Genomic DNA, 13,224 nt, shown 5'->3' with positions numbered 1-13,224 from the left:
CTACATGCCTGCAAAAGTCATTACGCTTACATCTGGGAAAGGCGGGGTGGGGAAGACCACCGCCACTGCCAACCTTGCCGTCGCGCTTGCGGCGGAGAAGTCGAAAGTGGTTTGTCTTGACGGCGATATCGGCTTGCGCAATTTGGATGTGATCCTCGGCTTGGAAAATCGCATCGTGTATGATTTGGTGGATGTGGTCGAAGGGCGTTGCCGCTTGAAACAGGCGATGATCCGCGATAAGAAATTGCCCGACTTGTACCTCATCCCGGCGGCTCAGACGCGCGATAAAAACGCCGTTTCCGCCAGCGATATGGTGCGGGTGGTAAAAGAGTTGCGATCCGATTTTGATTTTGTGTTGATCGATTCGCCCGCCGGCATCGAGCGCGGATTTCGCAATGCCATCGCCGCCGCGGACCGCGTCCTCGTGGTGACCAACCCCGAGGTCAGCGCGGTACGCGATGCAGATCGAGTGATCGGCATCCTCGAGTCGGAGGAAAAAGGACCCGCGGCGCTCATCCTGAATCGGTTGAATCCCGCGCTCGTCAAAAGCAAAGATATGCTCTCGCCCGAGGATGTGCTCGATTTGCTCGCGGTTGAATTGATCGGCATTGTGCCGGAAGATGAAAACGTGGTCATTGCTTCCAATCGTGGCGCGCCGGTTGCGTACGACCCGAAAAGCCGGGCGGGGCAGGCGTTTCGCAATATTGCGAAACGGTTGAAGGGCGAAACCGTTCCATTCCTTGATTTGGAATCTCAAGGCAGCCTCTGGGAGCGCATCCAGCGGTTGACGGGGAGGAAGTGACATGGGATTCTTCGATCGATTCTTCGGAAAAAAAACCAGCGCCGATAGCGCGAAAGAGCGCCTGCAACTGGTGCTGATTCACGACCGCACGGATCTGACGCCTGCTGAGTTGGATGCGCTTCGGGATGATTTGATCGCCGCCATCAGCCGCCACGTGCAAATTGACGCGAAAGCCATGCAGATCGGCGTGGAGCATGATGGGCGCTCGCAACGGCTTGTGGCGGATATTCCGCTCAAAGCCGCGCGGCGTAAAACACGAAAGACGAAATAATCTATGGTGTTCGCGCCGCCGTTCAACTGCGGCGCGAACAAGTAGGTTGTGAACAAGTCAATGGTTCCAGCGGCAGTTCTACTGCCGCTGGAACAGAGAAACGCACTTTGTAAGACTTCCCACGCATGCTAAAAAATATTTCATGGCGCTACTTTGACTTCTGGCTGTTGGGCGCGGTGGTGCTTGCCACGGCCTTCGGCACCACGATGATCCGATCCGCGGTGGCGGGGAATGAAGTATTGCTTCCGCTCATTAATCGCCAGATTTATTTCGCTCTGGCGGGCTTGGTCCTGATCTTCGTTGTTGCCGCGATCGACTACCGTTATTGGATGGCGCTGTATCGTCCCATGTATCTCGTCATTTTGCTGTTTCTCGTCACCTTGACCGGTTTCGGTCAAACCGCTTTTGGCGCGCAGCGTTGGTTTCAGGTAGGCGTGTTATTCCTGCAACCGACAGAGTTTGCCAAGATCGTGGCGATCCTTGTATTGGCGCGTTACTTTCAGGCGACTCAAAATCAGCCGCGCGACCTGCGCTGGTTGATCGGGGCGGTGGTATGGGCATCCGGCATAATTGGGTTGATCCTGCTCCAGCCGAATCTCAGCAATGTTGTGGTGTTGAGCGTCATTCTTGGCGCATTGTTGTGGCTGAACGGCATGGAAGTGAAGCATGTCATTATGGTGGGGGCGGTTGGGACGATCTCCTTTATCGCTATTGTAGGTTTGACCGCCGCAGGAATCCGCATTCCGTTCTTGCAGGAATATCAACAGGATCGCATCGCGAATTTCATCCTCCCGGAAGAGGACGCCACGTTCGGCGCGACCTATAACGTGTCACAGGCGCTCATTGCGATCGGCTCGGGCGGCGTGACCGGTCAAGGGTATGGTCACGGCACGCAGACTCAGTTGCGCTTCTTGAAAGTGCGTCATACCGATTTTATTTTCTCGGCGATCTCGGAGGAGTTTGGGTTTGTTGGCGCGCTGTTGGTCATTGTCATTATCATGTTGGTCATTTGGAGGTGTTTGCGCGCCGCGCAAAAAGCCAGAGATGTGGCGGGCATGAATATCGCTTACGGCGTGGCGATCTTGATCTTTTTTCAAGGCATGGTCAACATTGGGGTAAACTTGAACATCGTGCCCGTCTCGGGCTTGCCGCTTCCGTTCATTAGTTACGGCGGCAGCGGTCTCACTTCATTGATGCTCGGAATCGGGCTTGTGGAAAGCGTTGCCATGCGGTTCAGGCAATTGGAATTTTGACCCCCTCCCGCCTTCGGCACCCTCCCCCAAAATCCAAATGGGGTTCGTCGGATTTTGGGGGAGGGCTGGGCTGGGGTGGGGGTCGTTTGGAGGATTATTTTGAAACCAGCACGCACACGCATGGCGCCATCGCCAACTGGGAGATTTCATCTCGGAAGCGCGCGCACCGCGCTCTTCGATTATTTGCTCGCGCGTAAAACGGGCGGGCAGTTCATCTTGCGCCTCGAAGATACCGACCGGAAACGATTTGTTGAAGGTTCGGAAGATGAAATTATGCGGAGCCTCGATTGGCTCGGCCTCACTCCCGACGAAAGCCCGCTTCATGGCGGGACCTTCGGCCCGTATCGCCAAACCGAGCGGCGCGACCTCTATCAACAACGCGCGAACGAACTTGTGCAAAAAGGATCGGCGTATCCCTGCTTCTGTTCGCCCGAGCGGCTCGAACAATCGCGCAAGGAGCAGGAAGCCCGCAAAGTAGATCGTGTCCTCTATGATGGATTGTGCCGCGCGATCGATCCCGGCGACGCCGCGAAGCGCATTGCCAATGGGGAGAAATATGTGATCCGTTTCAAGATGGAACATGTAGGTTCTACCATCGCGCATGATCACCTGCGCGGCGACATTGTGACCGAGAATAAATATCTCGACGATACGATTATCTTGAAGTCAGACGGTCTGCCCACGTATCATCTCGCCGCGATGGTGGACGACCACGAAATGGAAATTACCCACGTCTTGCGCGGATCGGAATGGCTCTCGACGTTTCCGCTTCATGTGAACATCGTCCGCGCGTTTGGGTGGGATGAACCCGTTTGGATTCACTTATCAATTTTTCTCAAACCGAGCGGCAAAGGGAAGATGAGCAAGCGAGACAATGCCGATGTTATGAAGGACGGCCGTACAGTCTTCGTTGACGATATGAAAGATTTAGGCTACACACCCGAGGGCGTGTTGAATTGGATCGCGTTGATGGGGTGGGGCGTCGCCGAGGACGATGTGATGTCTCTTGACCAGATGATCCAACGCTTCAGCATAGACACGTTGACTCCCTCGCCCGCGGCGATCAATTTTCAAAAACTGGATCATTTCAATGGGACTCACATCCGCTTGTTGACGACCGAAGACCTGTCGGCGCGGATCAAGCCGTATTTTGTCGCGGCAGGCTTGGATGTCCAGAATGACGCGCTGGTCAAGATCACGCCGCTCATCCGCGAGCGACTCGTCACGTTGGATGATTGTCTCGCGTTTGCGAGTTTCTTCTTCAAAGAGGAAGTATTGCCGAATCCCGATGAGTTGATCGCGAAAGGACTCGATGCGAAGCAGTCCGCTGAGATCGCAAAGAAGTGTTTGGAGATTCTGTCCGCAATGCCCGACGTGTCGCATCAGACTGCCGAGCCGCCGATGCGCGCGTACGTTGAGTCGGCGGGGTTGAACGCGAATCAAGTCTTCGGCATATTGCGCGTCGCCGTGACGGGGCAAAAGGTCAGCCCGCCGTTGTTCGAGAGCATGGAGATCATCGGGCGCGAAAAAGTGTTGTCGCGGTTGCAAAACGCGATTGGAATTTTAGAGCGAATGTAACCGAACGTTTGCTGTTATACTCTTGAATATCAATTCACAGAAAGGAATTTTTCTCATGGCGCAAAAATCGGGAGCAACACGGAAGGCAAGAGTTCCAAGTAACGCGGCGAAATCGTCAGCAAAAGGCGGCGCGGACCTGTCCGCGTTATTCGGCGTGGCGGCGAAAGCGCTTGCGGCGAATCAAGGAGCGTTGAATCAAGCAGACGCGCAGAACGGCAACCATGGCGACAACATGGTGCAGATGTTCAACATGCTTACACAGGTGATGGGCGAGCAGAAAGGCGCGTCACCTTCGCAACAACTGAGCAACGCGAGCCAGTATCTTCAACAGCACGCCACCAGCGGATCGTCGCAAGTGTACGCGCAAGGGCTCGCTCAAGCCGCGCAACAATTCAAGGGACAGAAGTCTGTCAACCCAGACAACGCGATGATGTTGGTGCAGTCGCTTCTCGGCGGAGGTCAACCCGCTCAACAACAAATGGGCGGCGGCGCGGATTTGCTCGGTTCGCTCCTCGGCGCGGTGACTCAATCACAACAGCCACAACAACAAGACAGCGGCATCGACGCGGGCGACTTGCTTAATGCAGGCATGGCGTTCATGAACGCGAAGAATCAAGGACAGGACAATCTGCAAGCGGGTCTCAGCGCTCTCATGGCGGCTGGACCGCTCGGGCAAAGTTCCCACCGCCAGCAATCGGGTCAGGTCGTTGGGAATGCGTTATTGCAGGCGATCTCTGCGATGGCGAAGAAATAGGGGAGGTGGGGTGTACGTAGAAAGTGGAAAGTAGAGAGTAGAGAGTAGAGAGTGGAAAGTGAAATTCCGCGCTGATGGTTTCGGCGCGGAATTTTTATTTCTGTGTAACATAATTTATGGAGAACGTCCCGCAGGTTTAGTCAGACGAGTCAAGGTTTGTAAGAAAACCTATGGGACGGCGCGTAACATCAATGTATAAGCTTGCGCAACGTGTATGTAAGTACCTCTACCGCCCGCGCATACTCTTCCAACTCGATATGCTCGTTCGACGTGTGATCCAAACTCGAATCGCCTGGACCATACACCACCGCTGGACATTTCCACACAGGCGCGACGATGTTCAAATCGGCAGTCCCTGTTTTGTAAACGAAGCGCGGCTCTCCGCCCTGCGACCTGATTCCGCTTAAGAAGCTTCGTACCAGCGGAGTGTTTTTCTCACATCCCCACGCGGGGATGGCGAAACCCGTTCTTTCAACAACCACGCCTTCGACGATCTCTTCTAATTTCTGATACCAATCCTCTGGCGCAACTTCCACAGGCAAGCGGACACCTACTCTCAGTGTCGCTTTCTGCTCGAAGCCATCCTGACTCGAATCCACGCCGCGCAAAGTTAATAACAACTGATCAAAGACTCTTTTCTTATCTTCATTAAATCCCTGCACATACGCTTTGATTTTTAACCACACGTCCACAGCCGCTTCTGCCGCAGTCTCTTCGCCGCTGGCGGTATGCGCCTGCTCGCGTTTGACGACCACATTCGCCCACGCGCTCCCTTTATATCCCAACGCGATTCGATCCCAATGGTTCGGCTCGCCGATGATTGCAAAATCTGGCTTGTATTGATTGACGACAAAACGAGCCCCTTCCGAATCTCTTTCCTCTTCCACCGCGCCAATCACCACAAATTGCCAGCCCTCTTGCGCTCCCACATTTGCAACTGCATCCACAAAACACGCCAGCGGACCTTTCGCGTCCACAGAGCCGCGTCCGTACAGACTCCCTTCTCCTTGTGGGAGAAGGGTTGGGGATGAGGGCGGAATGAGGTCAACTTTAATTTCCCCAGGCACCGTATCAATATGCCCAAGCAGAACAACTTGCTTTTCTCCTTTCCCCATCACGCCAACCGCATTGCCCGCTTCATCTATAAAAGCGTCATCATAGCCCAGCGACTTCATCCGCTGGACCAGCCATTCCACAGCCCGCCGCTCGCTCCCTGAAGGGCTGTATTGTGAAACCAAACCAACTAACGTATCAAAGTTACTCATCCGTTTATCCGTTGCCAAATCCGCTTTCCATCCGTTTATCCGTTTTGTAATCCGTTGCCAAATCCGCTTTCCATCCGTTTACCCGTTTTGTAATCCGTTACCAAATCCGTTTTTGTCCGCGAGTCCGTGTCAAAGTCCGTTTATAGAAATCCGCTTATCCGCTTTACAATCCGTTGACCATTGTCTATTGTCCATCATCCATCGTCATCGCCAGCACCTCGGTCAACGTATCCACCAAATGATCCAACTGCTCATACGTGATCACCAGCGGCGGCAGTAAACGGATAACCGTCATACCCGCATTCAACGCGATGATGTTCGCTTCTTGCAGAGCCTTGATATACGGCGCGACTTTCTGCTTCATCTCGATCCCCACCATCAAACCCAGTCCGCGCACTTCGCGGATGTTCGGCGATTGAATCGTCTTCAACTTCTCCATCAGATATTTCCCCTTCGCCTCCGCCTGACCCGCCAAATCTTCTTCCTTGATCACATCCAACGCCGCGTTTGCCGCCGCGCACGAAAGCGGATTGCCACCAAAGGTCGAGCCATGCACGCCTGGCGTTAAGTTCTTCACATTCTTCCCGATCAACACCGCGCCCATCGGCACGCCGCCCGCCAACGATTTGGCGCAACATAACAAGTCTGGTGTGATTCCAAAATGTTCAATCGCAAAAAATTTTCCCGTGCGCCCAAAGCCCGTTTGAATTTCATCCACGATCAACAACGCGCCGCGTTCATCGCAAATTCTTCGCGCGGCTTGCACATATTCGGCATTGGCAGGATACACGCCGCCTTCGCCTTGCACCACTTCCAAAATCACCGCCGCCGTTTCTTCGTTCACCGCTTTATCCAACGCTTCGATATTGTTATACGCCACATGACTAAAGCCAGGCACAAGCGGTTCAAACCCTTCGCGATATTTTTTATTGTACGTCGCGGATAAAGAACCATACGTTCTTCCATGAAAGGCGCGCATCGCCGCCACGATATTTTTTCGCCCAGTGGAAATACGCGAAAACTTGAACGCCGCTTCCACCGATTCGGTCCCAGAGTTGCATAAAAAGACTCGCTCCAAGCCCGCCACCAACGAAGTCAATTTTTGCATCACCATTGCGCGTTGATCGTTCGGGAACGACTCAAATAAAGTGATCAGCGTATTCGCCTGCTTGTAGAGCGCCTCCGCAACTTTCGGGTGGGCATGGCCGAGATTGGCGACGCCGTGCCCCGACGAGCAATCCAAATATTCTTTGCCATCCGCATCAAACAACGAAGCGCCTTGTCCGCGCACGATCACTAACGATTGCTTTGCGTATGTCCCCGATGTATATTTATTTTCGATTTCAAGAATTTCGTTACTGTTCATTGAATCACTGTTCCATTTCCTGCCAAAGCATTTGAGATTGGATTTTGAATGCGACCGTCCGCGATGATGACGCGACTCACGCCGCCTTTGAGCGCTTCTTCCGCGCCTAACACTTTTTTCTTCATGCGACCCTGCGCCGCTTCACTCGCCGCCGCAAGTTGATTCTGCGGCAGGAGCCGAATGAGCGTTGATTCATCTGGAAAATTTTTCATCAGTCCAGGCACTGCCGTCAACAACAACAGACTCTCCGCTTTGAGCGCGGATGCGACCATCGCCGCCGCGCGGTCTGCATCCACGTTCAACGCCTCACCTTTTTCGCTGACCGCCACAGGCGCAATCACTGGCAGATAGCCAGCGTTCAATAACATCAACAATAATTCGCTGTTAATCGTTTCTATCTTTCCCGTGTAATCATCGCGGATAATCTTTCTTTTGCCGTTTTCAATGCTTTGAACGGATTCCTTGCGCGTCGCCTGCATTAACTTGCCGTCGAGTCCGCATAGCCCAAAAGCGTTGACTCCCAGCATCTGCAATTGCTCCGTCAACAACGAATTGACCTTACCATTCACCGCCATCAAAAATATTTCGAGCGTTTTTCGATCGGTGTACCGCGAGGTGTAACCCGAAGGCGAAGTAATCATCTTCGGCGGAGCGCCCAGCCCTTCGCCCAACGCGTTCGCTTCCGCAGAGCCGCCATGCACAAAGACGAGTCGCTGACCTTGCGCTAATAATTCCTTTGCATCGGCGCAGATCGCGGAAAAATCCACGCCTTCCGTGCCGCCAAGTTTTACAACTGTGATCGAATCGGTCATTGTTCTCCATTTCAAACGGTGGTCGAGAGTTCCGAGCAAAGCGAGGAACGTATCGAGATCACATTATGTAATTTCATTTTTACTTTTAATAGCTGGTTTCGATACGGCGGCGAAAACCACGCCGCCTACTCAACCAGCGAGGTCTTATTAAATCGGATGCAACCCCATAAACTCCAACCCCAGAGTCTCATCCCAACCCATCATCAAGTTCAGACACTGCACCGCCGAACCAGACGCGCCCTTCATCAAATTATCAATCGCGGACATCGCCACAATATGACCGTTGCTCTCATCTAATTCAAAACCCAGATCGGCGTAATTTGAGCCAGCCAAAATCTTCGGCTCAGGCACGCGATAAATACCGCGCTGTTCCTTAACCACGCGAATAAACGGATTTTCGTTCGCCACCGCTCTGTAGGCTTTCCACAAATCCTTTGTCGCCGTACCAGCCTTCACCGTGGCGTGAGCCGTCGCCAACACGCCGCGCACCAAGTCCACAGCAGTCATCGTCAATGAGATATTTTTCACTCCCATTTCCTGAATCACTTCCGCCGTGTGACGATGCCCGAACGCCGAGAACGTGCGAATCACATTGGCGCGTTCCGCGTGAAGCGAACCAGAATTGCCCTCCGCGCCGCCTTCGGATGAACCGACTTTGATTTCAATAAAAATTGGAGAGGACAAATCCAGCAAATCCGCTTTGATTAAAGGAAGCAATGCGAGATTGCTCGCGGTGGCGTTACAGCCCACGCCGCTGATGTAATTTGCGTTCGCCATCTTCGCGCGATGCAGTTCGGGCAAGCCGTACACAAACTTGCCCAACCATTCGGGCGCGGCATGTTTTTCGCCGTACCATTGCTCGTAAAATTTTTCATCGCGCAAACGGAAATCTGCCGAGAGATCAATGATCTTCGTCCCAAGTTTTGCATACGCTTCGATATTTTTCTGCGCCTGACCATGCGGTTGCGCCAAAAACAAAACGTCAACAGATTCCAACTGCGCTGGATCGCTGAATTTCAATTGCGTCCGCTTCCTCAAATTGGGATGCGTCTGATACACATACTCGCCCACCCGCGAACGCGATGTGACTTGTTTAATTTCAACGTTCGGATGACCCAGCAGCAATCTTAATAACTCGCCGCCGCCATACCCCGAACCGCCAAGTATCGAAACTGTAACCATCAATAATTTCTCCGTTTATCTGTAAATCCGTTTAGTATCCGCTTATCCGTTAACTATCCGTTACTCATCAAGCCACTCCAAACAGCCGCGCCAGAATCGCTTTCTGCGCGTGCAAGCGATTATGCGCCTGCGGAAAAATTACGGACTGCAAACCGTCCGCGACATCATCGGTCAATTCGTGATTGCGATGCGCGGGCAAACAGTGCATGACAATTGCGTCTTGCTTCGCTTCATTCACCAACTGACGATTGACTTGAAAGGACGAAAAGATTTTTTCGCGCTGAATGGTTTCTTCTTCCTGACCCATGCTCGTCCATGTGTCAGTATAAATCACATTCGCATCTTTGACAGCCTCATGCGGATTATTGTAAAACGAAATGTCCGCGCCGCTCTCAAACGCGATTTGTTTGGCGACGTCAATTGCGTCCATTGAAATTTCATACCCAATCGGATTTGCAATTGAAAAATGCCAGCCAAGTTTCGCGCAGACGTGCATCAACGAAACCGCGACGTTATTTCCATCGCCAACATATGCGACGTTCAAGCCTTTGGCTTTACCGAATTTTTCCTGAATGGTCAACGCATCCGCCAACGCCTGGCATGGATGGTTGTAATCGCTCAAGCCGTTGATGACGGGAACGCTCGCCCAACGCGCCAACTCGACCAGATGCTCATGCGAAAAGACTCGCGCCATGATGCCCTGCACATAACCCGATAACACCCGCGCCACATCCGCAATTGATTCGCGCTGACCGAGTCCGATCTCCGCGGGCGAAAGATACAGGGCGTGACCGCCCAAATGTTGCATCGCCATCTCGAATGAAACGCGCGTCCGCAAACTGGGTTTTTGAAACACCATCGCCAACGCTTTGCCTTTCAATAAAGGCGCATTGCCTCCGTTGAAATATTCCTTCTTCAAAGCCGCTGCCAGGTCTAATAAATCCTGCAACTCCTCCGCAGAAGAATCGGCGATATGCAAAAAATCCTTCTTCATCATCAACTTTGGGCTTACCGTCATCTGCATCTCTTGAACATCCATAATTGCTCCTAAACATAAACACGAAGCCAACCGTAGGTCAGGCTTTTAGCCTGACATCTTCTCTATTTCGATGAATGGCGGGTTAAAAACCCGCCCTACAAACTCTTTTACAGAATAGCGGATTAAAACGGAGGGAACAAGGTCTATTGCCAACATCCGTTTATCCGCTTTAGAGTCCGTTGACCAAGTCCGTTCTTGTCCGTGAATCCGTTATAAAGTCCGTTTATCACAATCCGTTACCACCTTCACCGTGTACTCCACAATCTCGCCCGCGATATCAATGCCGCTCACGGGTTGCATCGTATGGAACTCCATCGTGTGATTGATCTCATTCACCACGAGTCCCTTTTCGGGGTGTTCGACCAAATCCACAGCTAGCACGCCGCCGCCCACAGATTTCGCCGCGCGCAAGCATAACTCTTCGATCTCAGGCGTGATGGGACACAACTCGCCTTCGCCGCCACGCGCCGTGTTCGTGATCCAATGCTCCGACTTGCGATACATCGCCGTCAACACTTTATCGCCGATCACAATCGCGCGGATGTCGCGCCCAGGCTTGGCGATATATTCCTGAATATAAAAAACGGAATGTTGCACCGACCCCAGCGTGGATTTATGTTCCAGCACCGCCTCCGCCGCGTCGCGGTCATTGACCTTCGCCAGCAACCGCCCCCACGACCCGACCACAGGTTTCAACACCACAGGATAACCAAACGCTTCAATCGCTTCCAACGCCGCTTCGGTTGTGAACGCCGTCGCGTTATGCGGTTGCGGAACGCCGTCTCTTGCCAGCGCCGCGCTCGTCATCAACTTGTCGCCGCAAATTTCAGCCACCGAAGCCGTGTTCACCGTCGGCACGCCAAATGCGTTCAACAAACGCAGGGCATACAATCCGCTGTTGTAACTGATGCTTCGTTCCAGTACCGCGTCATATTGCCGCCACGGCTTCGCGTCGTCCAAATCGAAATGGATCGCGCGATCATCCAGGCGGTCATAATCAATGCCGCGTTTTTCCAATGCGCCGAAGATCCACTTCTCTTCCACGCGCACCCGCGAATATAAAACGCCAACTTTCAATCGTCTCTGCATAAGACCTCAATGCTGAATAAAGAATGCAGAATGCGGAATAAAAAATTCTTCATTCCTCATTCTGCATTCCACATTTTTATTCTCCCCAATCTTCCTGTTCCATGGGCGCCAGTTGCACCGCCGCAGGCTCCAACGCGGTCACTTCCAAATCCACGCCGCAATCTGAACAGACCAAAATTTCGCCGACTTCCGTTCCAGCGGCTAACTCCACCTGGGCTTCACATTCGGGGCAAACAATTGTAGACATGATTTTTTTCTCCTTGTTTTCAAACGATGATTTTAAAATGCAGATTCAAAAATTTTCTGCACTATTTACTATTCCGCATTTTGCATTTTGCATTCTGCAATCTGCATTTTGACTGACTTGAGACTCGTGCCGCCAATCGCATTTCTTTTTTCGATGGATTTCAGCAGGTCAAAGGCTTGATACACATCCGCCTCAAACTCTGGACGTATAGCCTGATACGCTTCGAGCGGCATTTTCTCCATCCGCACATTCCCCTCCCCCGCCACGCGGACGACTCTCCCCGCCGCCTCATGCGCCTTGCGAAACGGAACGCCTTTGTTCACCAGATAATCCGCCAAATCCGTCGCCAGCATGGATGAGTCAATCGCGTCTCGCATCCGTTCAGGTTTCACTGTGATCGTTCGCAGGGCTTCGGCGATCACAGGCAACATCACCAACAACGTATCGGTCGCCTGAAAGACGGGCGCTTTATCTTCCTGCAAATCTTTATCGTAAGTCGAAGGCAAACCTTTGAGTGTGGCGAGCAAGCCAGTGAGTAAACCCAATAACGTGCCTGCTTTGCCTCTGGTCAACTCAAACACATCAGGATTCTTTTTCTGCGGCATCAAACTCGATCCCGTTGAAAACGCATCGGCTAACTCGAAGAAGCCAAACTCCGCGCTGGTGAATAACACAATTTGCTCCGCGAGTTTGCTTTGGTGAACGCCAATCATCGTCGCGCAGAAAAGATATTCCGCCGCGAAATCCCTGTCAGAGACGGCATCCATGCTATTTTGAGAAACTTCCGCAAAGCCCAGCGTTTTTGCCAACGCGCTTCGATCAACCTCAAACGGCACGCCCGCCAACGCGCCGCTCCCCAACGGCAGAACGGAGACTCGCTTCGTCAAGTCGTTCAATCGTTCCATATCTCTTTGCAAAGGATGAACATGACTCAGCCACCAATGCGCCAACAGAATCGGTTGCGCTCTCTGCAAGTGAGTGTAGCCAGGCATGAGAATTGCACCCTCACCCTCACCCTTACCCTCTCCCGTTGGAGAGGGGACTCCCTTCTCCCTTTGGGAGAAGGGTTGGGGATGAGGGAGCGCCGCTTCGGCGTTCTCCACTAAAACAGTTTGCAAATCTTTCAAAGCGGCTTGCAATTCAGGGATGGCGCTCAACATCCACAAACGGAAATCGGTCGCCACTTGATCGTTGCGGCTTCTGCCTGTGTGCAGTTTGCCCGCCGCATCGCCAATCAACTCGGTCAGCCTGCGCTCAACGGCGGTGTGGATGTCTTCGTCGGAGGCGGCGAAGGTAAACTGTCCCTGAGAAAATTCTTTTCGGACGGTATCCAGCCCAAGGGCGATGGAAGCGTGCTCTTTATCCGCAAGAATGCCCGCTTGATGAATCGCCTGCGCCCACGCCAGACTCCCATCAATATCGTGAAGCGCGAGACGCTGATCCACCGCAAGCGATGAATTCAAATCCCAGGCTTGTTGATTTAATTTGGTTGAAAAACGTCCGCCCCAGAGAGTCATAGTTTGCTCCTTATGTCATGTCATTGCGAGGGCGTTCTTGTTCTATGCC

General features: G+C 52.8%; 13 protein-coding genes. 5 read left to right on the top strand and 8 right to left on the bottom strand.

Translation table 11 applies throughout. From position 1 onward, the window contains the following. Positions 1–4: 4 nt before the first annotated feature. From minD to AC16KF_RS11770, 5 genes are all read left to right on the top strand, one after another. Positions 5–802, top strand: coding sequence for a septum site-determining protein MinD (minD, locus tag AC16KF_RS11790; RefSeq protein WP_484037516.1), 798 nt, complete (start codon positions 5–7; stop codon positions 800–802). A gap of 1 nt (position 803) precedes the next feature. Further along, complete coding sequence (minE, locus tag AC16KF_RS11785) at positions 804–1,073, top strand: cell division topological specificity factor MinE (RefSeq protein WP_484037515.1); 270 nt, start codon at positions 804–806, stop codon at positions 1,071–1,073. A 125-nt stretch (positions 1,074–1,198) separates the two neighbouring features. Continuing rightward, positions 1,199–2,326: an FtsW/RodA/SpoVE family cell cycle protein gene (locus tag AC16KF_RS11780; protein WP_484037514.1), complete on the top strand. Its 1,128-nt coding sequence runs from the start codon at positions 1,199–1,201 to the stop codon at positions 2,324–2,326. Between the two features lie 99 nt (positions 2,327–2,425). Continuing rightward, entirely contained in the window at positions 2,426–3,904 is a 1,479-nt protein-coding gene (gene gltX, locus AC16KF_RS11775) for a glutamate--tRNA ligase (RefSeq protein ID WP_484037513.1), read from the top strand. Positions 3,905–3,959: 55 nt separating this feature from the next. Next, on the top strand, positions 3,960–4,658 hold the full coding sequence (locus AC16KF_RS11770; protein ID WP_484037512.1) for a hypothetical protein: 699 nt from the start codon (positions 3,960–3,962) through the stop codon (positions 4,656–4,658). 188 nt (positions 4,659–4,846) lie between these two features. On the opposite strand, the gene AC16KF_RS11765 is transcribed toward AC16KF_RS11770, so the two are convergent. The 8 genes from AC16KF_RS11765 to argH form a co-directional block, all read right to left on the bottom strand. Continuing rightward, positions 4,847–5,923 (bottom strand): [LysW]-lysine hydrolase, encoded by a 1,077-nt coding sequence (locus AC16KF_RS11765; RefSeq protein WP_484037511.1) that lies wholly within the window; start codon positions 5,921–5,923, stop codon positions 4,847–4,849. 184 nt (positions 5,924–6,107) lie between these two features. Next, positions 6,108–7,289, bottom strand: a complete 1,182-nt coding sequence (locus AC16KF_RS11760; protein ID WP_484037510.1) for an aspartate aminotransferase family protein — start codon at positions 7,287–7,289, stop codon at positions 6,108–6,110. Next, positions 7,286–8,089, bottom strand: coding sequence for a [LysW]-aminoadipate kinase (locus tag AC16KF_RS11755; protein WP_484037570.1), 804 nt, complete (start codon positions 8,087–8,089; stop codon positions 7,286–7,288). Before AC16KF_RS11755 ends, AC16KF_RS11760 begins: the two co-directional genes overlap by 4 nt. A gap of 159 nt (positions 8,090–8,248) precedes the next feature. Further along, positions 8,249–9,286 (bottom strand): N-acetyl-gamma-glutamyl-phosphate reductase, encoded by a 1,038-nt coding sequence (gene argC / locus AC16KF_RS11750; protein WP_484037509.1) that lies wholly within the window; start codon positions 9,284–9,286, stop codon positions 8,249–8,251. Positions 9,287–9,350: 64 nt separating this feature from the next. Further along, positions 9,351–10,301, bottom strand: a complete 951-nt coding sequence (gene argF / locus AC16KF_RS11745; RefSeq protein ID WP_484037569.1) for an ornithine carbamoyltransferase — start codon at positions 10,299–10,301, stop codon at positions 9,351–9,353. Positions 10,302–10,532: 231 nt separating this feature from the next. After that, a complete protein-coding gene (gene lysX, locus AC16KF_RS11740) occupies positions 10,533–11,411 on the bottom strand; it encodes a lysine biosynthesis protein LysX (protein WP_484037508.1) in 879 nt (292 codons plus the stop codon). A 76-nt stretch (positions 11,412–11,487) separates the two neighbouring features. Further along, complete coding sequence (gene lysW / locus AC16KF_RS11735) at positions 11,488–11,658, bottom strand: lysine biosynthesis protein LysW (protein WP_484037507.1); 171 nt, start codon at positions 11,656–11,658, stop codon at positions 11,488–11,490. A 68-nt stretch (positions 11,659–11,726) separates the two neighbouring features. Beyond that, positions 11,727–13,175, bottom strand: coding sequence for an argininosuccinate lyase (gene argH / locus AC16KF_RS11730; protein WP_484037506.1), 1,449 nt, complete (start codon positions 13,173–13,175; stop codon positions 11,727–11,729). Positions 13,176–13,224 lie beyond the last annotated feature (49 nt).

It is taken from the genome of Candidatus Defluviilinea gracilis (assembly GCF_057138825.1).
This window is presented reverse-complemented; position numbering and strand designations above follow the sequence as displayed.